This is a genomic window from Planctobacterium marinum (assembly GCF_020687805.1).
Taxonomy (GTDB): Bacteria; Pseudomonadota; Gammaproteobacteria; order Enterobacterales; family Alteromonadaceae; genus Planctobacterium; species Planctobacterium marinum.
This window is the reverse complement of the sequence record NZ_JAJEWQ010000001.1, coordinates 478,973-505,425: the sequence shown is the minus strand read 5'-3', so window position 1 is coordinate 505,425 and position 26,453 is coordinate 478,973. Positions and strand designations below refer to the sequence as shown.

Here is a 26,453-nt window from a genome sequence, read left to right as displayed (position 1 = left end):
AGTAGTTTCTCTGCGAAATTGGTATTAGTATAAACACCCCCATATACGGATAAAACACGCATTCCCAACCAGCAGGAGAGTTAATTGGAATTTTTAAGCGAATACGGCATGTTTTTACTAAAAGCCGTTACTATTGTTATGGCCTTGTTGTTTGCATTCGGCGGACTTGTCTCAATCGCATCAAAGCAAAAACAGGACAAAGGCGAGCTGGATATCAGTTCTATATCCGACAAACTTGAGGAGTTGGAATATAAAGCAAAGGCAACGGTATTCAGCAAAGAGCAGTTTAAAAGCTGGGAAAAAGCGCAGAAAAAACTGAGCAAAGAAAAGGATAAAAAGTCCAAAGAAGGTGAAATTGAGGCGAAGCTTTACGTTTTAGATTTTAACGGCTCAATGGATGCAAAAGAAGTGGACAGTTTGCGTCAGGAAGTTACCGCACTACTGACTGTCGCGGCCGACAGCGATGAAGTGTTAGTCAGGCTTGAATCACCGGGTGGTGCGGTACACGGATACGGTTTGGCTGCGTCGCAACTGGCTCGCATTAAAAACCGTGGCCTTAAGTTAACCATAGCGGTTGATAAAGTGGCGGCCAGTGGCGGTTACCTGATGGCATGTGTTGCAGATAAAATTATCTCGGCGCCGTTTGCTTATATTGGCTCCATTGGCGTTATCGCCCAAATGCCTAACTTTAACAAAGTACTGAAAAACAATAACGTTGAGTGGGAGCAACACACAGCTGGTGAGTTTAAACGCACTCTGACGATGTTTGGTGAAAACACTGATGAAGCCAGAGTTAAATTTAAGGCTGAGTTAGAAGAGATTCATCATTATTTTAAGTCACATATCCAGGAGTTTCGCAGTGTTGTTGATATTGACAAAGTGGCAACAGGTGAACATTGGATAGGTAAAAAAGCGCTTGAGCTGGATTTGGTGGACGAAATTCAGACCTCTGATGACTACCTGCTGGCGCAGGTTAAAGATAAAGAGATCTTCTCGATTAAATATAAACCGCGCAAAAAACTGGCGGACAAACTGGCCGATGCGGCCAGCATGACCATGAAAAATACCCTGACCGAATTGGGGAATTGGCGCCAGTCGGTGTTTCGATAGGTAGCAGCACAAATAAAAAAGCCAGTCGATGACTGGCTTTTTTAATGGGGCGTGGCTGATTTAGTCGTTACCCAGTTTGTGATAAGACTTCATGTCGATTTCTTCGTTGTCATTATCTGCATCGGGGTTATTAAATACCTCTTCGGCCAGTTTGTTTTCTGATTTTGCGACGATACAGGCAACAGTACAATCTCCCGTTACATTGACGGCGGTACGTGTCATATCCAGTAACCGATCCACACCAATGATCAGCGCTATACCTTCAACGGGCAGTCCAACCTGCTGCAACACCATTGCCAGCATAATCAAACCAACTCCTGGGACACCGGCAGTACCGATTGACGCTAATGTCGCTGTAAGAATAACCATCAGATAGTCTGAGATCGTCAAATCAACGCTAAATACCTGGGCGATAAACACCGTAGCGACACCTTGCATAATGGCGGTACCATCCATGTTGATGGTAGAACCCAGCGGGATAGTAAAGGAAGAAACCGAGTTGTGTACGCCCAACTTGTTGCGGGCGGTTTCCAGGGTTACCGGCAATGTCGCGCTGCTGCTTGAGGTGGAAAATGCAAACAGGGCGGTTTCACGCATTTTTCTGAGAAGCATAGCGGGGTTCAATCCGGTTAAGGCTTTGAGTAATAGCGGGTACACCACCATGGCGTGAATAGCTAAAACGGCCAGTACCAGGAAAAAGTATTTAAACAGGGCCAATATCGTATCGAAGCCAATGGTGGAGAACAGTTTTGCCATTAAAGCGAATACGCCAATGGGGGCGAGGTTCATCAAAATGGTAACCAGCTTCATGATGACTTCGTTCAGGTCATTCATGATAACAGACAAACGCTCACCCGCTTTACCGGCCATCGACATCGCAATACCAAACAACAGCGCAAAAACAATGATTTGCAACATGTTACCGTCAGCCATTGCACTGATGGGGTTGGTGGGGAACATATTGATGATGACCTGAGGCAGTGACGGGGCATCATTGGCTGTAAAGGTGGTGTCTGCAGAGAGTTCTACGCCGTCACCAGGAGAGACAATCAGCGCCATGCTAATCGCTATGGTAATGGCAATCGCTGTGGTAACAACGTACAAACCAATTGATTTACCGCCCAGTCTGCCCAATTGAGAAGGATCACTGAGATTTGATGTTCCGCAAATCAATGAAACCAACACCAAAGGCACAACCAACATTCTTAAACTGGCGATAAAGATTTGACCAATAATGTTGAAAATACCTTCTACGAAAAATCCATACGTTGAAAATTCCAAGCCAAGTAGGCTAAAGGTAAAATCTCCGCTATCATCAAACAGTAACTGTAAGAAAAACCCGGTCAATATTCCGGCTATCATGCCGATAAAAACTCGGGCAGTGAGGCTATATTTTTTGTTAGTTTGTTCCATAGAATTTGCTTTATTTATTATTTGGGACAAGCGTAACAAGATTGTTTGCGAAGCTGAATAAAAAAATTTAAAAGTGGGGAAGTCGCGTGCTCAGTATAAAAACGATAAGGGATCTTCTGATGGCTATCTGGTCCAAACACATTTTAACCTTGTTGGCTTTGTTTACGCTAACCGCGTGTGGTGGCGGTGGTGGCGGCTTAAGTCGTGATAATAACGATAATCCAACCGATCCAGATACTACCTCCTTGTCCGTCCAGTTGACAATTCAGGAGGCGGAAACCGGCACCGCCAGTAACCAATTAAGCCTGACAACACCACTTTCGATCACTGCAACTGTGACCGATGCCGATGGCAATCCCGCCGATGACGAATTAGTCACCTTTTCATTTAACCAGGCCGGACTGGCAAGCTTCTCTCCGGAAAATGGCACGGCTTTAACAAATGCACAAGGGGTGTCCAGTATCGGATTATTGGTTGGTTCTATTCAGGGAGATGGGCTGGTTACGGCTGAATTGCAAACAGGAGAAAGCGCGCAAATCGGTTTTAGCTCACTGGGCGATGCCAGTGTAACCGGCAAAAACATCAGCATGCGATTGCTCAATACCGTATCAGGCGAAGAGGATAACGATCTGGCATCTGCTAACCCATTGCGGGTTGAAGTCTCAGTGACCGACCAGACAGGCGCGCCAATTTCCGATGAGTTGGTGACATTTTCGCTGTCAAATGACGCTCTGGCTTTTTTTGATCCTGCCAGTGCCACGGCACTAACGGAAGACTCTGGTGTTGCCACTATCAATTTACGGGTTGGTCAGGTGGCGGGGTCCGGAGTGGTTATAGCAACGCTTAACACTGCAGAGCAGGAAGATATCGGATTCAATTCAGCCGGTGATGGGCAGGTGGTAGAAGAGCAGCCTGCGACCCTGGACTTTTTCACCAGCTCCTTATTACTGGCCTCCAGTGGTTCTGATGAGGTAGAACTTATCGCATTGGTAAAAGATGAAGACAACATATTGATGGAGGGCATTGATGTCTCGTTTTCTTCTAATTCGGGTGAACTCAGTATCATACAGGGCACGACACAGGCTGATGGTACTGCAAGGGCCAGATTGACCTCACAGAATAACCCGGAGAACCGCACCATTACCTTAACCGCCAGGGCCGGTGGCCTGAGCCGCACGTTAACGGTTGATGTTACCGGGACCGTCGTGAATATTAATGCTCCGACCTCGGTGATTCTTAATGACACCGGTGATATCAGCATCATAGTGGCAGATTCTGATGGTAACGGTATTCCAAATCAGCAGGTTAGTTTGTCTTCGCAAGTAGAAGGAGCCCTGTCTGATACCAGCCCGGTAACCGATGAAACGGGTTTAATTACGCTGACTTACAATGCTCTGCTGTCTGGCACTGATGTGATTACCGCAACGGCGCTGAATGCCAGCGCATCACAGAGTATTATTGTTCAGGAGGACGAGTTTAGTTTTGCCAGAGCTACGGTAGAAGATGTGCCGCTAAATACGCAGGAAAGCATCACCATTAGTTGGTTAAAAGACAATACCCCTTATCAGGGAGGGGACATAGTATTAACCACCACCCGCGGCACCCTGAGTACTAATGCAGCCGTTACGGATGAAAATGGCCAGGTTACCTTTACCGCCAGTTCCAATACTGCTGGCCCGGCAATCATCAGTGCGCGTGGCACCGATTCGGATGATGGAGAAGTTTCTGCGCGTATTGAAGTGGAGTTCATTGCCACCGAAGTGGCCTCTATTATCGTTTCTGCCAGTCCCAACTCTATCGGCCCGGGTGGCCAAAAAAGTACCATTACGGCGGTGTTGCGGGATCCCATCGGTAACCTGGTGAAAGGTGTTACTGTGGGATTTACTGCTGAAGATGTCAGTGGCGGGAGTTTGTTTCCTCCCGCTGCGGTAACTGACAGTAATGGCCTGGCATCCACAGTATTTACCTCTAATACGGTAACCAGTGAAGATGCCATCGTGATTACGGCAACCGAAGATACCTCGGGGATAGCGGCCTCCACCAATATTGCTGTTGCTAATCGCGCTTTATTTATCTCTATTGGCACCGGTAATGAAATTCTGTCACCGACAGGAGATAGCTATGAAAAAGAATTTACCTTGTTTGTGACGGATGCAAACTCAAACCCGGTTCCTAATGTGGAACTTACGATTTCCGGTACACCGGTAAAATACACCGAATTATTAGACCCCAACGCCGAACCTGGTGATGCTAATTATCAGGTCAGAAGACCGGCTTATTACAAAGGCTACTGGGAACCATTCCCCAACGCTGATGCGTTTGAATATTGGGTTGCTGTTTATACTGCTGCCTGTTCTAACGAGGACATTGATGATGACGCTATCTTAGACAGCGGCGAAGATACCAATGGCAATGGTGAGATAGATCCGGGTAATGTGGGTGCCATTGATGGCAACGTAATTACGGATCAAAATGGTCAGGCGCGATTTAGTTTCAGATATCCGAAGAATTTCGGCGCCTGGGCAACCATAAAAATTGTTGCCAGCACCCCGGTGGCAGGCTCTGAAAATCGAAGCAGTCTGTTCCACACCCTGGGGGTTTCCGCAGAAGATGCCACCATTGAAAGTACGCCGCCTAATGACAATGATTTTGGCTCAGGTAACTCCTGCACCAATACGTTGTAGTAACGTTAAAGGCGACCCCAGGTCGCCTTTTTCATCACTGGCTTTTACGCAAATAATGCGCTCAGTGCTATTCTTGGTAGAAGATATACTATCAAGATCGCGAGGACTGTTTTGTGTCATTAACGCCTGAAGAAAAACTCAATCATTACCTTTGTGCACCGGGAAATGGGGTATTTACCGTCCAAACTGCGAAAGACAAAAAAGAAGTATTGCACCAGCGTTTGTATGGCGTCACCGGCGACGATGCTAACAAAGCCTGGCGAAAAAAGTTACAGGAATATTGTTACTACAAGGTAGATAAACCCCTGGTGTTCGGTATTTGCCATGACACCGGTGGTGGCATTTTACGCGGTGCCAATTGGGGGCCGCTATTTGTGCGACAAGCCCTGTACGACAGAATGAGTAAAAACAGTATCACCTACGATATTGGCGATATTCGGGTTATTCCACACTTGCTCATGGATAAATATTTGAATTCTGCCACTGTACGTAGCTGCCGCTCGGCACTCTATGACAACGAGCACCTTGAGCTGGCAGTGAGCCCGTTATCCATCGCCTATGAGGTTGTGCGCTGTGCCTATGAACTCAATCAGGGGGCGCGTTTTTTCGCCTTAGGCGGTGATCATTCCATCAGCTATCCGCTAACCAAAGCCTATATTGAACAACAAAAAAAACTGGGTAAGAAAGTGGGTATCATTCACTTTGATGCCCATACGGATTTACTGCAACAGCGGTTGGGTATCGACATCTGCTTCGGCTCCTGGACTTATCACATTCTCAACGACCTGGATCGGCCCTTCCACGTTGTACAAATTGGCATTCGCTCCAGCGGTAAACCGAAAGAGCACTGGCAGGAAAAATACGGTGTTAAACAGTACTGGAATTATGATGTTAAAAATCGGGGTATAGAAGCCATCGCGTCGGAAACTATTGAGCACTTTAAACAGGAAGGTATCGACGAGATTTACCTGACCTTTGATATTGATGCGATTGGTGCAGAATACGTGAGTGCCACCGGGACCCCTGAACCTGACGGTTTGTCACCTGATGAAGCTGTAATGGCCGTGGAGATGTTTGCTAAACACCTAAACATCACTTCCGGGGATATTGCCGAAGTAGCGCCCTTTGTCAGTACCAAACACTCCGGAACTGATGCCGATGAGCCTGAATCAACGTTGAGTGCCGCCGGTGAAGTGTCACGGGCGATTGTTGATGCGATTCAGTTTTAATTTCTGATTATTAATAATAATAAAGGGAGCTTATCGCTCCCTTCGTAAAGTCAGTCTGTGTTACGCCTGCTGGAAGGTGTAAACCGAGCCAATTTTCAGAATTTGCGTTAACTCATCCAGTGCAGAGCGCGACTCGTTGAGCAATTGCGGATCGGCCAGGTCAGCTACAGACAGTTGGTCTCGATAGTGCTTTTCAACCCAGGTGTTTAATCGGGCGAACAAGCCATCATTGATCAGCGTGTGTTGATTTACCGCCGCCAGTTCGTCTTCGGTCAATGCTACTCTAAGGCGCAAACAGGCAGGGCCACCGCCGTTACGCATACTCTGCTTAACATCAAAATATTTCACCTGTTTTATCGGTGTTCCCAGTGTAACTAACTTATCCAGGTAGCGACTTACAGACTCACTTTCCTGACATTCTGTAGGGGCAATAATCGCCATTTCACCATTCGGTAAAGTGAGTATTTGGGTGTTGAACAGATAGGTTTTTACCGCTTCCAGTACGCTGACATCGTCACGAGCAACTTTGATAAAATGTAGGTCATCACCGTTGAACTTGTCGCGAATTTCGGCAAATTTCGATTCTGTGTCCATAAACGCATCTTCGTGATAGAAGAGTACATTTTGATTACCAACCGAAATTACATCATTGTGGAACACACCCTGATCGATTACCGCCGGGTTCTGCTGCATAAACACCGCATTTTCTTCGCTCAGTCCGTGTAACCGCGCAATGGCCTGAGATGCCTCTAAGGTTTGGCGAGCGGGGTACTTTTGGGGGGCAGGCTTTGAAACATCAAAGGCTTCTTTACCATAAACAAACAGCTCTACACCTGAGCGGCCATAATCTGCGCACAGGCGGGTATGGTTAGCGGCGCCCTCGTCACCGAAGTGATCGTTGTCGGGCAAATGCATATGGTGCTGGAAGTATTTTGGATTCTGAAATGTGCCTTGTAAAATCCGTCCGGTGATCATTGGCTCCAAAGAGCGATGAAATTTGTTGGTTAAATTAGCCGGTGTAAAATGTACCTTGCCATCCGCAGTGTCTGCGCCGGGGGAAACTGTGGCGGCATTCGCTGTCCACATACTGGAAGCAGAGCACACTGATTGTAAAATATGAGGCGCTTGTTTTGCCGCTTTTTGCAGCACGTCTGCGTCGGTGCCGCTAAAACCAATTCTTCTTAAAGCATGCACATTGGGTCGCTCTTGTGGTGCTAACACCCCTTGTTGCATGCCAAGGTCGGCCAGCGCCTTCATTTTAACCAGACCTTGTTTTGCCGCTTCTTTAGGATTACTTGTCGCCTGGGCATTGCTGGAAGAGGCTACGTTGCCAAAGGACAACCCCCCGTAGTTATGAGTTGGCCCAACCAGACCATCAAAATTGACTTCGTATTGCTTCATTAGTTTCCTCTAAAGAGTTGAAGAATTCGCCTTGAGTTCTTTCATCGCGTCGCCATTATACGTGTTTTAATGCTTGTGCCAATCTTGAAGACCTTATTTTTAAAGGGCTGCAGAGCATGAATGAGATAACTATGAAGAAAATCTTGTTTTCTATTCACTTTGCAGATATACCTAAAAATAGGAAATTTTAATAACAGCATGAATGTAATGTTCCACTGGTCGTTGTGAATACCAGTCAGGTAAAGGTTAGAACGTATAATATGGCAAAATCGCTCGTTATTGTGGAGTCGCCAGCCAAGGCAAAGACAATAAATAAATATTTGGGTAAGGATTTCATCGTAAAATCCAGCGTCGGGCATGTCAGAGATCTGCCAACGAAAGCATTAGGCAAAGTTCCGCCCAAAAAACCGGCAAAAGAACTGAAAGAATTTAGTGAAGATGCAAAGCAACAATATTTGCAGCATTACGAATATCAAAAATTGGTGGATCGCATGGGAGTGGATCCGCAAAATTACTGGGAAGCCCACTATGAAATTATGGCGGGTAAAGAAAAAGTCGTTAATGAATTAAAAAAGCTTGCTAAAGATGCTGACCATATCTATCTCGCAACGGATTTGGATAGAGAAGGAGAGGCAATTGCCTGGCACTTGCAGAACATTATTGGTAATAAAAACAAAACCTTTCATCGGGTGGTGTTTAATGAAATTACCAAAAATGCCATAAAAGAAGCCTTTGAAACACCGGGCGAAGTCAATACCGCCCGGGTTAATGCACAACAAGCCAGACGCTTTTTAGACAGAGTCGTGGGCTTTATGTTGTCACCTCTGTTGTGGAAAAAAGTTTCCAGAGGGCTTTCAGCCGGACGGGTGCAGTCGGTTGCTGTGCGTCTGGTGGTTGAACGCGAGCGGGAAATCAAAGCCTTCATTCCTGAAGAATATTGGGATGTTCACGCTGATGTGAACAATCAGGCTAACACACCATTCAGAATGATGGTGGCAAAACAGCATGGCAAAACCTTTAAACCGGTTAATAAAGCGCAAACAGACAGTGCTTTAGCGCTGCTGGAAAAAGCTAAATATGAAGTGGTCAGTCGCGAGTCCAGACCTACCAGTAGTCGTCCAGGCGCTCCTTTTATTACGTCTACATTGCAACAGGCTGCCAGTACTAAGCTGGGCTTTGGGGTGAAAAAGACCATGATGATGGCACAGCGATTGTACGAAGCTGGCCACATTACCTATATGAGAACTGACTCAACCAACTTGAGTGCTGAGGCATTGAATAGTGCCCGTGGCTATATCGAATCTCAGTTCGGTGACGCCTATTTACCGGAGAAACCTAACTTTTATGGTAGCAAAGAAGGCGCTCAGGAAGCCCACGAAGCTATCAGACCAACGAACGTTGATAAGTTGGGGGCATTCCTCAATGATATGGAAAAAGACGCTCAGCGGCTTTATGAGTTGATTTGGAAACAGTTTGTGGCCTGTCAGATGACACCTGCCAAATACGACGCCACGACGATCACGGTAAAAGCGGGTGACTTTGATTTAACCGCCAAAGGCCGGGTATTAAAATTTGATGGTTGGACCCGTGTTCAGGAGCAGATAAAGCGCAAAGGCGAAGAAGACAACAACTTACCCAATGTTAAGGAAGGCGAAGTTCTCAATTTACTGAAACTGGACCCGAAACAGCACTTTACCAAACCACCAGCGCGCTTCAGTGAAGCCAGCCTGGTTAAGGAGCTGGAAAAGCGGGGTATTGGCAGACCGTCTACTTACGCCAGTATTATTTCTACCATTCAGGATCGCGGCTACGTACGCCTCGAGCAACGTCGCTTTTATGCGGAAAAAATGGGGGAAATTGTCAGCGACAGATTACTGGAAAAATTCAATGATCTGATGAGCTATGATTTTACCGCGAACATGGAACAACATCTGGATGAAATTGCCGAAGGCAAACTCAAATGGAAAGATGTACTGGATGAGTTTTACGGTGGTTTCTATAAAAAGTTGTTAGCCGCTGAGTTGCCTGCCGAAGAAGGCGGAATGAGCAGCAATAAATCAGTTGAAACTGACATTAAGTGTGATAAGTGTGATCGCGAAATGATGATCCGCACCTCATCAACCGGTCAGTTTCTGGGCTGCTCGGGTTATAACCTGCCGCCCAAAGAGCGCTGTACCAATACCATGAACCTGACTTCTGCCGATGAAGTTGTGGATCTGGACAAAGAGGACGAGGCAGAAGCTCAGGTGTTGAGAAAGCGCCACCGTTGCCACGTTTGCGGTACGTCAATGGACAGTTATGTTATCGACGAAAAGCGCAAGCTGCACATATGCGGCAACAGCCCGACCTGTACCGGATACGAAGTAGAGCAGGGCAACTTTAAAATCAAAGGTTACGACGGTCCGGTTATTGATTGCGATCGCTGTGAAGCCCCGATGGAGTTAAAAACAGGTCGTTTTGGTAAGTATTTCAAGTGTACCAATGAAACCTGTGGCAACACCCGTAAGCTATTGAAAAATGGTGAAGTGGCTCCGCCGAAATCCGATCCGGTGGATTTACCTGAATTACCCTGTACTAAATCTGATGCCCATTTTGTGCTCAGAGACGGCGCCTCCGGCATCTTTTTAGCCGCACATAACTTCCCTAAGTCGAGAGAGACACGGGCGCCACTGGTGGAAGAGTTGTTGCGTTTTAAAGACAGACTGCCGGAGAAGTTGCGTTATCTGGCGGATGCTCCCACACAGGATAACGAGGGCAACAAGACTCTGGTAAGGTTTAGTCGTAAAACGAAGCAACAATATGTTTCTTCCGAAAATGACAAGGGTAAAGCGACCGGGTGGACAGCCTGGTTTAAGGACAATAAATGGGTGATTGATGAACCCAAAAAGCCCGCCGCCAAAAAGTCTAAATGACAGAAATTGAAATAAAGGCTCGCAAGAGCCTTTATTTTTAATACAAAACCCTTATTTTAGTGGCTAATTGAGCACAGCGCGTTAAGCCTCCGGTATAGCGCAATTGAAGACTTACACCAGGTAAAATGGATGTCACTACCCGCGTCAGTATTTATTGGCTTTCGCTACAGCAATAGCCGAAAGAGCAATCAGTTTATCGCCTTTATCAATGCGTTTTCAGTGGCGGGTATCGCGTTGGGCTTACTGGCACTCATTGTCACCAGTTCAGTGATGAACGGCTTCGAACAACAACTCAAAGACCGGATTTTAGGCCTGGCTCCGCATTTTATCGTTGAAGGGCAACTACCCGATAAGGCACGCGATGCCTTGCAGCCCTGGATCATTAGCGATGCGCCCTACAGTGAAAACGAAGCCGTCATTCAGGCTCAGGAAGGTTTGAAACCAGTTTATATCCAGGGGCTGGATGGCAGTGCCTTAAAACAAGCGCAACAATTTCAACTCAACATGGTGCAGGGGAATCTGAATACGTTGGTGGCCGGTGACTACAACATTGTGGTTGGGCGACTTTTGGCAATGCGCCTGAATTTAACCGTCGGTGATGAGGTTCGGGTCATTATTGCAGGTTCGTCTGTTTATACCCCTTTGGGCCGTATTCCGGCACAACGCAAGTTTACTATCAGCGGTATTTTTGATGTGGGTTCTGAGTTAGACGACAAAGTGGCGCTCATAAACCTGACCGACCTTGCCAGATTGCAACGCAAAAAGCCGGATGACATCACAAATACCCGCTTATTTATGCAGGACCCATTTCAGTATCTCTCAGTCAGGGAGGTATTAACACAATTTGATTTGCAGTGGACAGACTGGCGTGAGCGCCAGGGTGCTTTGTTTGATGCGGTTAAGATGGAAAAAAACATGATGTTGATCATGTTATTACTGATTGTGGCGGTGGCGGCGTTTAATATTGTTTCGGCACTGGTAATGGTGGTGAATGAAAAACAGGGCGACATCGCAATTTTACGTACCCAGGGTATGAACCGCTGGCAAGTGATGCAGATTTTCCTGGTCAATGGTATATACAACGGTGTCAAAGGAACCCTCATCGGAGCGGTGCTGGGCATTTTGATAACCAGTCAAATCAATAACATCATACATTGGTTAAATTTACCTATAGTGAACTTCCTGCCGGAGGGAGAGTTACCCATTGTTATGGATGTTACCCAAATCAGCGTGCTGATTGGTACGTCATTAGGCTTGTGCATACTGGCCTCAATTATTCCGGCGTGGCGTGCGTTAAAGGTTAATCCCGCCAACGCATTGCGTTACGAATGAGCCGATTTGTTCATGGTCACCGAAACAACAGGACACATAAGACGTTATGAGTAGTTTATTGCAATGCCAACACATCAGTAAAACCTATGTCGATGGCGATCGTGACGTCCAGGTTTTAAAAGATGTGAATTTTACTATCAACAAGGCGGAGCAGGTGGCCATTGTCGGTGCATCCGGCTCAGGAAAAAGTACCTTGTTACATATTCTTGGCGCATTAGATCAACCAACACAAGGCCAGGTTATTTTTCAGGATCAGGATATTTTCCAGTTCACAGAAAAGCAGCAGGCTCAGTTTCGCAACAAACGCCTGGGTTTTGTTTATCAACAGCACCACTTACTTCCTGAATTTACCGCACTGGAAAATGTCGCCATGCCGTGTCTGATTGCCAGGATGAGCAAGTCTGAGGCGCAGGCAAAAGCGAAAATTTTACTGGAAAAAGTCGGCCTGTCTGAGCGTTTAGAACATAAACCATCGGCCTTATCAGGCGGTGAACGGCAAAGGGTTGCTATCGCACGGGCTTTAGTGATGGAACCTCAGTTGGTGCTGGCAGATGAACCCACAGGCAACCTCGACGATGCGGCGGGGGAGAGCATTTACCAGCTATTGGTGTCGTTGAAAACAACCATTTCCACCAGTTTTGTCGTGGTAACTCACGATAAAAGTTTGGCGGCCAAACTGGACAGAACCCTGTTACTCAAACACGGTGTTTTGACCGGGGACAAACCATGACGTCACTTCCACTGTTACTGGCGTCGCGTTTCAGGCGGAGTAAAAAGCAAAGCGGGTTTACCTCCTTTATTTCAGCGTCTTCCACAGTAGGCATTGGGCTCGGATGCGCCGTGCTGATCATTATGTTGTCAGTCATGAATGGTTTTGAAAAGGAGCTAAAAAACAGCTTGTTAGCCTATATTCCCCATGGGGAGTTGTTTGCAGTCAGCCCACAGGGAATGAACGACTGGGAAACCATGGTCGACGTCTTCAGCAAAGATCCCAATGTAAAACTGGTTCAGCCTTACATTACCGCCACGGGCCTGGTGCAAAAAGGAAAGGCAAACAAAGCGGTAGAGTTAACTGCAATATCACCGAAGTTGGCAAAGCACTCAGCACTACCCGATAAGGTTGAAGCATCACAGTGGGCACAATTTCAGGTTAATCAACAAGGCCTTATCCTGGGACGTAGTATCATTAAAAAGCTCAATCTGAGAATCGGTGATCAGGTTCAGGTGTTATTGCCGAAAACCGGTGCCGGGAAGCTGTCTTCACCAGATGCCATTTGGCTGACTTTACTGGGTGAAATTCATCTGGGCGGGGAGCTGGATAGCTTCGTAGGCTATATGCATCTGAATACGGCGGCAAATACCCTGGATGTGAGTACCGGCGCAATGGGGATTCAGTTAACCTACCACGATCCCTTTATTGCTCCCGCAAAGACCAGAGAGTTAGGGCATAGACTTAATCAGCATGCCTACATGAGCGACTGGACCCGAACGCAGGGACATTTATATCAGGACATTCAACTGGTGCGCTTTGTTGTGTATATCGCACTGACCCTGGTGATCGCTGTTGCCTGTTTTAACATTGTATCTTCATTGGTAATGGCGGTTAACGAGCGACAGGCCGAGATCGCGATGCTGAAAACCATGGGGGGCAGTAACCAACTTATTATCGCTACGTTTATGTGGCAGGGTATCATTAATGGCTTGATCGGGGTGACCCTGGGCAGCATTGTTGGCGTTTTGGCTGCGAATAATTTAACCGGGATCGCAAGTTTCTTTGAAACTTTGTTTGGTTTTCAAATATTGTCGGATGATGTCTATTTTATAGATTTCTTGCCATCAATGTTGAATTTAAAAGATGTATTAGTGACCATCTTTACGGCATTAATTTTAAGTGTTTTAGCGACATTATATCCCGCTTTTAAAGCTGCAAAAGTTAATCCTGCAAATGTGTTAGGACATTAATATTTTGTCCAAAGAAAATCGAAATTTCACTATTTATCCTGAGCATTATTACGATAAAGATGGGTATTTAAAACCACCAAAAATATTATACTTTTCAATTGTTTATTTGCTGCGCGGCTACATTATCATCGCGCTGTCTTCCAGCTACGGCAGTAACACCGAAACACTGCTTGGGATCTTCTATCCGAAGCTTTTCTTACTTTATATCCACCTTGTCATTGGCCTTCCGGCGTTAGTGAGTTTTGTGCTGTTAACCGCGCGTTTTTCCCTGCGGGAAAAGCAACGATTCTGGCCCCTGAAAGCCATCAAGCCCCTGATCACCTTGGGCCTGATTATGGATGTGCTATTGCATATTCACATCGCTCAACTGCAGTACTGGCAGTTTGACTGGATACTTGGGGGCCAATTGTTAGTGTCATGGCTGCTTTTATACTTTGTCGCAAAAAGAAAGCTAAACACAAATATATAAACCCGGAGAATCAACTTAGCCAAATTAGACTTCCTAAGATGTCGTCTGCACTAATATCACACTTTTCTCTCTTGTCCCTACATTTGCTGGGAGATTCCTGCTTTACATCTGTAAGGTATATTTTTCCTAAGTTAGCCTTGCCTAAAATTGTACACATGGCTATGGTACATAATAACGCCGTAAAAATTACTTGGGATAAGTGTTTAGGTTGTGTTAGTGCTTGTACTTCAACTGTCAGTTTCATTTCTAAATTTCTCCTATTTGTTTGTTGAATCTCTATTAAGCAACAACATTGGCTTTGATTCTTTAAAATTTAAGAACATTAATAGCAATATAGAGACATTGACTTTTGCCCGAGTGTTGCTCTTGATTTTGACTCCCGTTCAGTTTAGTGCTCTTGCCTCCATAGAAATGCATTTTCAACCAATTGATTCTGTTGATGAAATTGGTATGACTCCAATGAATATTATTGAACATGATTCTACTTTTTGGGTTGGGACAACCAACGGATTGGTAATGTTAAAACCCGGCGAAAGGCGAATATTTAATTCTTATAATGGTTACACCGTTGCTAACCAGGTTTCAGGGATAGCAATAGACTCCAGGGGTACTGTTTGGACATCGATAATTGGTGGAGGCGTATTCTATGTAAATCCGGTTACCATGCAACACGGTATGTTACAGGACATCACGTATTTACCACACCTTAATTGCTCTGATATTGCGAAGAATGATATTACCGACCAACTACTAATTGCCTGCAACGATACACTTTTTTTATTCAATATTCAGGACAAAGAGCTGATAAATTTGCATGAAAGGGGATTAAAGAAAATAAGCGTAAACACATTAGCATTTGAGAAATCAAATTCTTTTTTAATTGGAACCTGGGGAGAGGGGGTTTATCGGCTCGACATTAGCAAATTTAAGCTTGATGCTGTTTCCACTAAGCCTGAACAGGTTAATGCCATTACTATTGGTTATAATGGTGAGGCATTAGTCGCCGGCACAAACGGTGCATATGTTATAGAAATGTCATCAAAAAAACTCAAAAAACTGAGTAAAAAAGTGAACGGTTTAATTTGGGATGAAGATGTAAATACAGTATTTCCCCTTAGTACATCCGATTACCTTATTTCATTTTCTGCGCATGGGCTGCATCAATATGATGTTTCGCACGATCAATTAAAAAGGCCTGAGCATTTGTTTCCGTTATTGCTCGATAGCAGGTTTGGGGACGTAAATACCATTAGTTTTGCGGATAATAAGCGATACATACTAGTAGGGGCCGGAGAATTTGGGATTTATATGTTGCCTTATGAGCATAGTTTTGTTTCATATTTTACTGGTGACGATATTCGAACTTCGACTATTTCATTCTTAGAAAAAGTTGGAGAGCAGTTTTTTATAGCAGATGATAATAGTTTGTTCACCTTTGACGTTACTTCTAATGAAGTACATCTTTTTTTAGAAGGTGCCGGTTACACTTATTTTGTTGAATACTACAATAATAAATTTCTGGTAAGTACCTATGAAAAAGGTCTTTTTGTTTTAGATGAGACAGGCACTATTCTTGATGAAAGTATTGAAGTCACAGGATTGCCTTCGACACCTCAAACTAACTATTCAGAAATATTGAAATTAAAAAATGGAAATTATCTGTTAGGTACAGATTTTGGCCAGGAAAAAGGGGTTTATATAGGGAGTTTTGACACCCAGTTTAGCAAAGTGATTGACGATATAGTTGTCATAGAAATGCTCGAAATGGAAAATGAACAGGTCTTAATATTAACTGCTTATAACGGAGTATTCATTTACGACTTAAGGCAGAATTCAATAATCAATGCTCCATCTCCACTTGAAAATGCGTTTATGGATTGCATTGAGCAACTTCGCCAAGATTTGTTTTTAATCTGTGTACGGCGAAACAAAGCCTTCCTATTTGATCTTGAATCTATGTCATATCAAGAGTTCCATCCCGGTACTACAGAAATCAGAAATGTTCGAACAGCTGAAGTTGATACATTTAACAATTTATGGATAGCGTCAAGCAGAGGACTATTTTTGTATGACCTGGAGTCACAGGACCTGTCTAAAATTACAGAATCCGAAGGTATATTTAGTACCGAGTTCTCTTCAGACGTTTCCTTAATGTTAAATAATGAGGAAATTATTTTACCAGGAAACAAAGGCATTGTAAGAATTGACACGAGAGAAGCGAAGGCATTTTTTGAGCTAAAACGGCGTTCAAAAACTGAGACCACAATAACTAAGTTAAGTTACATATTAAGTGATCACAAAGGTGTATCACCCAACAGTAAGGAAACGCTCAACAGCGCATTGAACATTCCCTATGACAATATAGTCCTGCAAATACATCTGAGCCACAATAATATTTTTGAAGAAGGGCGATTAAAATACGAAACCCGTCTGATAGGCTTAAGTGATGAGTGGGAACAGCTTGAAGTCAATAAACATAGTACTTCTTATACTACGTTGCCGCCCGGCGAATATCAGTTTCAGGCCAGAATTGTTGATCCAAGAAGCAATGCAATTCAACCTACCACCTCTTTAACCATAAATGTGACCCCGCCCTGGTGGAAAACTGTCTGGGCCTATATCGCTTATCTGGTTTTGTTAGTTTCGCTGATTTACTTTATTTCCTGGTATCGCAACAAAAAGCTACTGGAAATTAACGAGCAATTAACCGAGAAAGTCCGGGAGCGAACCAATACGATTTCAAAATTGTTACAGCAAAAACAGACTTTTTTCGCCAATGTTTCCCACGAGTTCAGAACGCCTCTGGCTCTGATTTCCGGGCCTTTGGATGCAATCGCAGAAAAACTAAAAGAGCCGGTATCGTTAAATCATGTGGCCGTGATGCGCCGAAATACGGCTCGTCTGCAAGGTCTGGTTGATCAAATTTTAGAACTGGCCAAATTTGAAACCAGCAGCTCGTTACCCAGACAGGTCTATGACCTTAAAGCCTCCGTAGAGGTAATTGCGTCCTCATTTTCCAGTTTACTGGAACACAATCAACAGCAACTGATCATCAATGACATAGCACCTGTCCGGCTAAAGCTTATCGAAGATACACTGGAATTGGTTGTGTCGAATCTGATCTCAAATGCCATTAAGTACAGCGGATTTGGTACTGAAATAAGTGTTTCTGCGAATCAGGATGAGCAACGGGTTAATTTAATTATCAGTGACAATGGTAAGGGAATTAGCGAGGAAAATCAGGAGCTGTTGTTTCAGCGATTTACGCGTTTCGATGCTGGTGAAAATATACCAGGTAGTGGCATTGGATTGGCACTGGTTAAACAAATCGTCGAAAGCAATGATGGTGTTATTGCCGTGCAATCTGAGTTGGGCGAAGGGACCACTTTCACAGTGAGCTTTCAAAACAATGTCGCTCAAGACGAAGCCGTAACCCAGGTGTCACAGGTTCAGGTTCTGGACTCAGAACTTAATGTCACCTCACCTCAGTCAATGGATTCAGCCATTACAGGAGACAAGCAGCAGAACAGCAGTGAAAACAATAGTGAAAAGTTCAAAATTCTGGTGGTAGAAGATAACCCCGATTTGCGAAATTTTATCGTTGAATCACTTTCTGAGGAGTATGAATTAGACGTCGCTGAAAATGGTGAGCTGGGACTCAAAAAAGCCCAGGATAATATTCCGGATCTCATTCTGTCGGATATCCTGATGCCGGTAATGGACGGTTACGAATTGTCCAATGCAATTCGCTCTGACATGGCAACGTCTCATATTCCTATCATTTTACTGACTGCGAAAGGGGATGATCTCAGCCGAATGAGAGGCTGGGAAGAGCATGTTGATGACTACCTGACGAAGCCCTTCAAATTAAAAGAGCTTAAACTGAGAATTTCCAGGTTGCTTACCATTAGGGATATTTTACGTAAAAAGCATACCTCTGAACTTCACAACAGTTTAGCCACGAAAAATCAGGAGGCCATTAGTTTTCAGAGTAAACGCGACAAGGAGTTTTTTCATCGTTTTGAAAAAGTTGTTGAACAGCATTTCAAGGATGAGCATTTCACTCGTACCCAGGCCGCCAGTCAGTTAGCGATGAGTGAAAGACAACTCAACCGCAAGCTGTCCGCTTTGGTGGATTACAACTTTTCTGAATATCTGCGCAAGTACAGATTGCAAAAAAGTCGGGATTTGTTGCTGGCAGGACGCCAGGTTACCGAAGTCGCTTACGATGTTGGCTTTAATTCACCGTCTTACTTTTCAAGCTGTTTTAAAGCTGAGTTTGATAAGACGCCAAAACGCTATGTGGAAGAGTTAGAACAACCATAGTGGTGTTGAAACGGCGCTGACCGGTATCTGTTAATTTTGGGGCGTCCGTAAATACTGGGACAGGGTTTTATACAGGGTTCGCTTATCGATTGGCTTACCGACATGAGCCTGAGCACCGGCCTGGATATAAGAATTCACCTCTTCGGTCATTACGTTGGCTGTTTGCATAATGATGGGCATAGTCAGGCCTGCGTTTCTGATGGCGATGACGGCGTCCCGGCCACTCATGACGGGCATTTGCACGTCCATTAAAATCACATCAGGGCTTAATTGCTTAGCTGCGTCGACGGCTTTCTCTCCATTGTCGACGAATACCGCGTTGATGCCGGTTTCGCTCAACAGGTAGCGCAAAATATCTTTGTTGATGGGGTTATCTTCGGCCACCAGTACGTTGAAGCTGCTAAAGTCCGGGGCATCTGCTGCTTCTGTTTCCGCCAGTTGAGCTTCGCCTTTTTCCACCTGCACCGTGAAGCTAAATTCGCTGCCCTGGCCTGGTGTGCTTTGCACTGATACTTCACCCTGCATCATTTCCACTAACGATTTACATATCGACAGTCCCAGGCCCGTGCCGCCATATTTGCGAGTAGTGGAGTTATCGGCCTGTTCAAACTTGTTAAACAGCCGCAAACGCTGCTCGTCGCTCAGCCCGATACCGGTATCCGTAATAATAAATCGCAAAAACAGGTTGTCGTTTTGGTTCAGCTCTTCTACGGCAATACTCACAGAGCCCTGTTCGGTGAATTTCAGGGCATTGGATACCAGATTGTTGAGAATCTGGGTGATTCGCGTGGGGTCAGCCTGCCACCAGTCCTGGCTGATATCCTTACTGCGCAAGGTCAGCTTTATATCTTTACTTTTGGCTGTGTGGTTAAAGGTTCTGACGACATTGAGCAGGAGTTGCTTTACATTGAAGTGTATTGATTCTATTTGTAGCTTTCCGGCTTCCAGTTTCGAGAGGTCCAGTATGTCATTGACAATTGTCAGTAAGGTCTTAGCTGATTCAGTGATGCGCTGTACCAACTGTTTGTGTTCTTTGTCGCTGACCTTGTTGTCTAAAATTTCCAGCAATCCTAAAACGCCATTCATGGGCGTTCTGATCTCATGACTCATATTGGCCAAAAATTGCGTTTTGATTTGTTCTGACTTCTCGGCGGTGAGCTTGGCTTCTTTCAGGCTGCTGATTTGTCGGCTTATTGTGGCAGCCATGCTGTTCATGGCATTGATCGCCTGTTCAAATTCGACAAACTCCTGATCTTTCAAATAGGGTTGATAATCGCCCTGGTCAAACTTATTCGCGGTACGGGTAAGCTCCACCAGCGGATATTTTACCCGATTAGACAGGCGCATTATCAAAGCCACAGAGATAGCGATGACCAGTATGGTAAACAGCAAGGTATAAAATACATTTTCCTGAAACCGCTGCAAAAAGGACTGCTGCGATAACGAGATTTGTAGGGTCAGTTCACTGCCTTTATGAAAATCCAGATTACTGCCAAAAATAGTCTGACCGGCACTGACCAGTTTTCCAGCAGGAAGCGCGCCGTGCTGCAATACCACCGTTGAACCAAAATACAAGGTGGACTGTGTGTTTGGCGAATCAAATAATGCTTCTGCGGTATTGAGATCGATTTCCACGAAAAACGCCGATGTGACTCGATAGGGGTTAACTATTGATCCGGTTTCTTTTTTTAATGGCATGACAAAGAACAACCGGGTGTGATTAGCAGCAGAATCTGGCTCACCCAGCAGCTCATTGCTGACAGTTAACAGCAAGGGCAATTCCATCTCCTGACCATTATCCATGATGTCCTGGGTTATCTCCTTAATCCCTGAGGCATTTATTCTGTAAGTGCTGTTGGGATAGCCATCGATAATAAATGGGGAGCCATCGGTGATAAACGCAGCACGAACAAAAGAATTATCTTCAACTAACCGTTGCATTTGCTTTTGCGCAAATTGGGCAAACAATATATTTACCGCCAGCTCCCCAATGGCTTTATTTCGGGTGAATGAGGCAACCTGATATTGCAGTTGAAATAAAGCGCTACGTAATTCATAGGCTTCACGGTCCAGTTCCTTTTGCACCGAAAACTGGGCTTTTTCCATTCCCGACTGGTAGGAATCCCGTAAGAAGTAACCATAGGAAATCAGCAGCGGAACGGCGATAATTGTCGTTACTGAAAACAGCAGCATTTTGTGAATCGAGGGCTTTTGATGCTTCAATATAATTCTCGCCGCGTTTTTTCTGCTACGTATTGCATATATTCCGAAGCCTGGCTGGCATTTAATGCACCACCCTGATGACGATTAAAGCCCATAACCAACGCTTCCCAGATAATCGACATTTCCGGATCGGTGGGCAATGGGCTGGCATTGTCCAGTTGCATAATAAACTGGCTGATGTTGTCGTTACTCTGCAACTGAATTTGCTTCTGAATACTGCTGTTGGCGGGTAAAAACTGGTACTCATCCCAGATTCGGCGTTGAATCTGGTCAGATTGTAAAAACATCGCTAACTGCTTTAGTGCGTCCTGTTTTTCTGAACTTGCGGAATTGCCCGGAAAGGCCAGAGCAAAAACTGAAGAGTAGGGCTTCATAACCTTTCCCTGGATTTGCGGCAATTGCGCAATACCCAGATCATTGCCCAGCGCTTTGGTAAATCCGTTTAGCGCCCAACTGCCGTTGATCATGTAAGCGACCTCACCGGCAACGAATTTATCGAAACTGCATTGATAATGACATTCCGGTGCCACTATGCCGGATGTCGCAAGGCCCCGATAAAAATCCAGAGCGGTAGCAGTACCCTGAGCGTTTAAATTGACGTTTCCGTTTTCATAAGGGAGTGCCTCAAATGCCCCCAGAAACGGAATAAACCAATACATTTCATTGTAACTCCAGGCAATCAGATCAGCCCCTGTCGGTATTGTGTTTTTTTGAGCACTTAATTGTTGCCAGTTTAATGCCGGTTCAGATACCAGACGTTTGTTGTAATACAAAAGCAAGTGATTGCCGGCGATAAACGGGATACCCATTAACCGATTTTTAACACGGCTATGTAGTAAGCTTTTACTGGACAGGGCGGGACTGAGTCAGCTTTGTGGGATTTCGCTGAAATTAACCATTTCCAGCCCCAATAAATCTCCCGGTACCAGCACCGCATCGGGCAATGTTTTGGTGTCAGCGCGGATGATTAATTCCATTTTTAGATCCGCTGTATCCAACGCGACAAACTCATAATCTATCCCGGATTGTTGTTTAAATTCATCGAGATAGGTACTGATGTCATAGTCATCCAGGCTGGATGCGATGCTGATTACCTGGGGTTCCGGTTGAGCAAAAAAGGGCAAGATCAGGAATATTATGGCGGGTAACATTCGCTTGCCAGTTGAACGCACATTTTGCGATAAATTTTGTCCCAATTTAACCGCCATTGAATAAAACAACATATTGATTCTGCATGATTATTTTTTATTCTAGTGAATTTCTCCGTTGCCGCAACAGGATTGCTGCTTTTTCGTAGTGTCTTCGCCAAATATGGAAAGTTTGCATACGTATGTAAGTGGTTAAACCCTGAATAGCTGTTTAGAATCCTGTTAAATTAAGGTTAATTCATTGTTCCGCGAAGTGGAACCTGAATCAGGATCAGAAACCAGGAATAGATATGTTCAACACCAGATCATCGCGTTTATTTACTCTGTCTGCAGTCTCCATTGCCCTAACCGGTTTATCAACGATCAGTGCCTATGCTGAAACATTGACGGTGAGTTCACCGGATAAACGATTGGCGGTGACCGTTACAGACGATAATGACAACCCCCAATACAGTGTTCATTTTGGTCAGGAAACCATTCTGAATGCTTCCAGATTGGGTTTGAACTTTAAAACCTTACCGGAATTTGGTCCTGATTTTAAAATATCGGCGTCCTGGACAGAAACACAAAACGACACCTGGGAGCAACCCTGGGGCGAAAAGCAGTACATCAGATCCCATTACAATGAATTAGCCATAGAGTTTGAAAATCCACAAGGTTATGAATTTATTGTGCGCTTTCGGGTATTTGATGATGGGATTGGATTTCGCTATGAAGTCTCACCACATAAAAATATTGCGCAGGTAGAAATCGTTGATGAAGAAACTGAATTTGCTTTTGCAACTGATGCGACCACCTGGTGGATTCCGGCAAGAGGCTGGAACCGGTATGAGTATATCTACGAAACAACACAACTCAGTGAGATTGACAGAGTTCACACCCCCTTTACGCTAAAAACGCCGGCGGGAACTCATGTGGCCATTCACGAAGCAGCTCTGGTGGACTATGCGGCATTTACGTTAGACCGCCGACGCGGCACCACCTTAAAAACCGACCTGACACCCTGGTATGACGGTATTAAGGTTAAAACCAGTGCGCCCTTTAAATCCTCATGGCGAACCATCCAGGTGGCAGATGATGCCACCGGATTATTAAACTCCGACCTAATCTTAAACCTCAATGAGCCCAATAAGTTAGGGGATGTATCCTGGGTTGAACCGGGCAAATATGTTGGGATTTGGTGGGCAATGCACGTCAACGAAAAAACCTGGGGATCGGGCGATAAACACGGTGCGACAACCGAAGAAACCAAACGCTATATCGACTTTGCTGCGAAATACAATTTCGATGGGGTGTTAGTCGAGGGCTGGAATGAAGGATGGGACGGCAGTTGGTTTCACAATGGGGATGTGTTCAGTTTTACACAGCCATATCCCGATTTTGACTTACCGGCGCTGGCGCAATATGCACAGCAAAAAGGTGTCAGGTTAGTCGGGCATCACGAAACCTCTGGCAGTGTCAGTAATTACCGCAATCAAATACAAGACGCTTACGATTTGTATGAAAAAATGGGCGTTCGACAAATCAAGACGGGGTATGTGGCAGATGGTGGTGACATAAAACGCGTGGACGACAATGGTGTTGTGCGACACGAATGGCACGACGGTCAGTTTATGGCAAACGAATATCTTCACTCAATTTTAGAAGCTGCTAAACGCAAAATCAGCATCAATACTCATGAGCCAATTAAAGATACCGGACTGCGTCGAACTTACCCCAACTGGATTTCCAGAGAGGGAGCGCGAGGCCAGGAATTTAACGCCTGGGGATCGCCACCTAATCCACCCGAACATACTGCGGTATTACCATACACCCGAATGTTATCTGGACCGATGGATTTTACCCCTGGTATCTTTAATCTTGCACCCTATGGTTTGCATGCTGAAAACCGGGTGCAGACTACACTGGCAAAGCAATTAGCTCTGTATGTTGTGTTGTACAGTCCTATTCAAATGGCGGCCGATTTACCAAGGCACTATGAAAGCAATATGCCTGCCTTCCGGTTTATTCTGGATGTGCCCACAGATTGGTCGCATAGTATGGCGTTGGCCGGTGAGGTGGGCGACTACGTGGTGTTTGCCCGTAAGGAACGAGGCGCTGAAGACTGGTACTTAGGTGGCCTGACCGATGAAAATGCCCGTGTCGTGGAGATCAGCACCGATTTTCTGGACAAGAATCGCTTATACGAAATGCAGGTCTACCAGGATGGTGCCAGGGCTGACTGGTTAAACAATCCTTATGAGATGGAAATTTATCGCAAACCAGTCAGAGCAGGACAAAAGTTAACATTACGCATGGCGAAAAGTGGAGGTGTGGCAATCAGGTTTAAGGCTCAGAAATAAATCACCTGCTAAATCCCTCTGTTTTAGCAATGCAAATTCAGAGGGGTGTGTTACTTTTAATCAAATAACTAAAACAGAATGAAACGAAAGGGAAAGGCATGAACAAAGCTAAGCCGGAACTTAACTTTTTCCAGATATTTAATATGTGTTTTGGATTTCTGGGGATTCAAATGGGCTTTGCTTTGCAAAATGCCAACGTCAGCCGGATATTTGAGACCCTGGGGGCTGACTACAATAGCCTCGCTATTTTATGGATTGCGGCACCGATTACCGGTTTGGTGGTCCAGCCGATTATCGGTCACATGAGTGACAATACCTGGAATCGCTTTGGTCGGCGTCGCCCCTTTTTCCTGATAGGGGCGATTTCTGCCAGCCTGGCACTGCTCATCATGCCTAACTCACCTTACCTGTGGATGGCTGCCGGTATGTTGTGGATCATGGATGCGGCCATCAATGTTTCTATGGAGCCTTTCAGAGCATTTGTTGGTGATATGTTGCCGAAGCATCAGCGGGCTACCGGTTTTTCCATGCAAAGTTTTTTCATTGGTATCGGCGGTACAATAGCATCGGCCATGCCCTGGATTTTGGCTAACTGGCTGGACGTCAGCAACACTGCCGAGCCAGGTGTAGTGCCGGACTCGGTTAAGTTTTCATTTTATTTTGGTGCGTTGGCCTTCTTTCTTGCTGTGGCCTGGACTATCTGGTCTACCAAAGAGTACAGCCCGCAGGAACTGGATGAATTTGCTGCGGCTGAGGCGGAAGAAGAAGAAAAACGCGGTATAGAGCACGCAGTACAAATTAAACCGCATGTCAGTCGCTCCGCGCTGGCCTATACCCAGGGTGGTCTTGCCTGGCTTTTTGCCGGGATTATTATGACGGCAGTGATTCAGATTTTTAAGGCGTCGCTGGACAAACAATTGTTTATTCTGGCCGGGGTAGTGGCTTCTTTTGGTGTTCTGCAACTTATTGCCGGGATGTTGACCAAAAAAGGCAGCACTGAAAATGGCTTTAAAACCATGATGGATGATTTGTTTAATATGCCTGACACCATGAAACAACTGGCGTGGGTACAGTTCTTTAGTTGGTTCCCTTTGTTTGCAATGTGGATCTATACTACTGCCGCAGTGACTTCTCACCATTTTAATACCAGTGATACCGCCTCAACAGCTTATAACGATGGAGCCAACTGGGTAGGGGTGTTATTTGGTGGTCAATTTGCCTTTGCAGCGCTGGCTGCAGTGGTAATTCCGCTCCTGGTCAGGTTCACTAATTTACGAGTTACTCACCTAATCAACCTGAACCTTGGCGCAATTGGCTTCATCTCTTTTATGTTTATCGATAACCCCGACTATCTGATTTACTCCATGATAGGAATTGGCTTTGCCTGGGCGTCGATATTGTCGATCCCCTATACCTTGCTGGCAAACTCATTGCCACAAAATAAAATGGGTATATTTATGGGGATCTTTAACTTCTTTATTACCTTGCCACAATTGGTTGCTGCCAGCATTTTAGGCTTTATGATCACCCGAATTTTCGGTGGTGAACCCATCTATGCATTATTGATTGCCGGAGTAAGTATGGCGATAGCCGGTCTGTTAACGTTGCGGGTGCGGGAAGCTTGACGCTAAAAGACTACGGCAGTCACGATGCTGCCGTAGTTTGATTGTATCTTCTTATTTTTCGCCGCAACTCTGGCGCACGATGATTTCAGCATCAATGAGATGGCTGTTGCAGGGTTTACCTTCAATTTGATTCACCAACGCATCTACCAGCAACTCACCGGCAAGTTTGGTGTTTTGTCTGACAGTGGTCAGCGGGGGGTTGGTAAAAGGGGCGAGGGGAATGTTGTCAAAACCCGCTACTGCAATGTCGTCGGGTACTGAAACACCAGAGTCTTTT

The 26,453-nt window shown here is 45.2% G+C and carries 17 protein-coding genes; 11 read left to right on the top strand and 6 right to left on the bottom strand.

What is annotated here, in order from left to right:
- Nucleotides 1-84: 84 nt before the first annotated feature.
- Nucleotides 85-1,110, top strand: coding sequence for a protease SohB (gene sohB / locus LJ740_RS02355; RefSeq protein WP_229527443.1), 1,026 nt, complete (start codon nucleotides 85-87; stop codon nucleotides 1,108-1,110).
- 60 nt (nucleotides 1,111-1,170) lie between these two features.
- Here sohB and LJ740_RS02350 read toward each other — a convergent pair whose 3' ends face one another.
- Entirely contained in the window at nucleotides 1,171-2,523 is a 1,353-nt protein-coding gene (locus LJ740_RS02350; protein ID WP_229527442.1) for a dicarboxylate/amino acid:cation symporter, read from the bottom strand.
- A 119-nt stretch (nucleotides 2,524-2,642) separates the two neighbouring features.
- Between LJ740_RS02350 and LJ740_RS02345 the strand changes: the two genes are divergently transcribed.
- Entirely contained in the window at nucleotides 2,643-5,207 is a 2,565-nt protein-coding gene (locus LJ740_RS02345) for an Ig-like domain-containing protein (protein WP_229527441.1), read from the top strand.
- Between the two features lie 113 nt (nucleotides 5,208-5,320).
- Nucleotides 5,321-6,436 (top strand): arginase family protein, encoded by a 1,116-nt coding sequence (locus LJ740_RS02340; RefSeq protein ID WP_229527440.1) that lies wholly within the window; start codon nucleotides 5,321-5,323, stop codon nucleotides 6,434-6,436.
- A 60-nt stretch (nucleotides 6,437-6,496) separates the two neighbouring features.
- Here LJ740_RS02340 and astB read toward each other — a convergent pair whose 3' ends face one another.
- Nucleotides 6,497-7,837, bottom strand: a complete 1,341-nt coding sequence (gene astB / locus LJ740_RS02335) for an N-succinylarginine dihydrolase (protein ID WP_229527439.1) — start codon at nucleotides 7,835-7,837, stop codon at nucleotides 6,497-6,499.
- A gap of 260 nt (nucleotides 7,838-8,097) precedes the next feature.
- Here astB and topA point away from each other — a divergent pair, with 260 nt between their 5' ends.
- The 6 genes from topA (at nucleotide 8,098) to LJ740_RS02305 (ending at nucleotide 18,838) form a co-directional block, all read left to right on the top strand.
- The gene (gene topA / locus LJ740_RS02330; RefSeq protein WP_229527438.1) at nucleotides 8,098-10,749 is read left to right on the top strand and encodes a type I DNA topoisomerase; all 2,652 of its coding nucleotides are present in this window, start codon (nucleotides 8,098-8,100) and stop codon (nucleotides 10,747-10,749) included.
- Nucleotides 10,750-10,878: 129 nt separating this feature from the next.
- On the top strand, nucleotides 10,879-12,081 hold the full coding sequence (locus LJ740_RS02325; protein WP_229527437.1) for a lipoprotein-releasing ABC transporter permease subunit: 1,203 nt from the start codon (nucleotides 10,879-10,881) through the stop codon (nucleotides 12,079-12,081).
- A gap of 46 nt (nucleotides 12,082-12,127) precedes the next feature.
- Nucleotides 12,128-12,811, top strand: coding sequence for a lipoprotein-releasing ABC transporter ATP-binding protein LolD (gene lolD, locus LJ740_RS02320; RefSeq protein WP_229527436.1), 684 nt, complete (start codon nucleotides 12,128-12,130; stop codon nucleotides 12,809-12,811).
- Entirely contained in the window at nucleotides 12,808-14,043 is a 1,236-nt protein-coding gene (locus LJ740_RS02315) for a lipoprotein-releasing ABC transporter permease subunit (RefSeq protein ID WP_229527435.1), read from the top strand. The genes lolD and LJ740_RS02315 overlap by 4 nt, the downstream gene beginning before the upstream one ends.
- Nucleotides 14,044-14,047: 4 nt before the next feature.
- A complete protein-coding gene (locus LJ740_RS02310; RefSeq protein WP_229527434.1) occupies nucleotides 14,048-14,512 on the top strand; it encodes a DUF2919 family protein in 465 nt (154 codons plus the stop codon).
- A 459-nt stretch (nucleotides 14,513-14,971) separates the two neighbouring features.
- Entirely contained in the window at nucleotides 14,972-18,838 is a 3,867-nt protein-coding gene (locus LJ740_RS02305) for a hybrid sensor histidine kinase/response regulator transcription factor (protein ID WP_229527433.1), read from the top strand.
- A gap of 30 nt (nucleotides 18,839-18,868) precedes the next feature.
- Here the strand turns inward: LJ740_RS02305 and LJ740_RS02300 are convergent, their stop codons facing one another.
- From LJ740_RS02300 to LJ740_RS02290, 3 genes are read right to left on the bottom strand one after another with little or no spacing between them, the layout of a single operon-like run.
- Complete coding sequence (locus tag LJ740_RS02300) at nucleotides 18,869-21,061, bottom strand: ATP-binding protein (RefSeq protein WP_229527432.1); 2,193 nt, start codon at nucleotides 21,059-21,061, stop codon at nucleotides 18,869-18,871.
- A complete protein-coding gene (locus LJ740_RS02295; protein WP_324255594.1) occupies nucleotides 21,058-21,915 on the bottom strand; it encodes a sugar ABC transporter substrate-binding protein in 858 nt (285 codons plus the stop codon). Before LJ740_RS02295 ends, LJ740_RS02300 begins: the two co-directional genes overlap by 4 nt.
- A 12-nt stretch (nucleotides 21,916-21,927) precedes the next feature.
- The gene (locus LJ740_RS02290; protein ID WP_229527430.1) at nucleotides 21,928-22,284 is read right to left on the bottom strand and encodes a hypothetical protein; all 357 of its coding nucleotides are present in this window, start codon (nucleotides 22,282-22,284) and stop codon (nucleotides 21,928-21,930) included.
- A gap of 215 nt (nucleotides 22,285-22,499) precedes the next feature.
- Here LJ740_RS02290 and LJ740_RS02285 point away from each other — a divergent pair, with 215 nt between their 5' ends.
- Both LJ740_RS02285 and LJ740_RS02280 read left to right on the top strand, forming a co-directional pair.
- Nucleotides 22,500-24,551, top strand: coding sequence for a glycoside hydrolase family 97 protein (locus LJ740_RS02285; protein WP_229527429.1), 2,052 nt, complete (start codon nucleotides 22,500-22,502; stop codon nucleotides 24,549-24,551).
- A gap of 98 nt (nucleotides 24,552-24,649) precedes the next feature.
- Nucleotides 24,650-26,176, top strand: coding sequence for an MFS transporter (locus tag LJ740_RS02280; RefSeq protein WP_229527428.1), 1,527 nt, complete (start codon nucleotides 24,650-24,652; stop codon nucleotides 26,174-26,176).
- A gap of 51 nt (nucleotides 26,177-26,227) precedes the next feature.
- Here LJ740_RS02280 and LJ740_RS02275 read toward each other — a convergent pair.
- A partial coding sequence (locus LJ740_RS02275) for a substrate-binding domain-containing protein (RefSeq protein WP_229527427.1) occupies nucleotides 26,228-26,453 on the bottom strand: 226 nt, incomplete at its 5' end.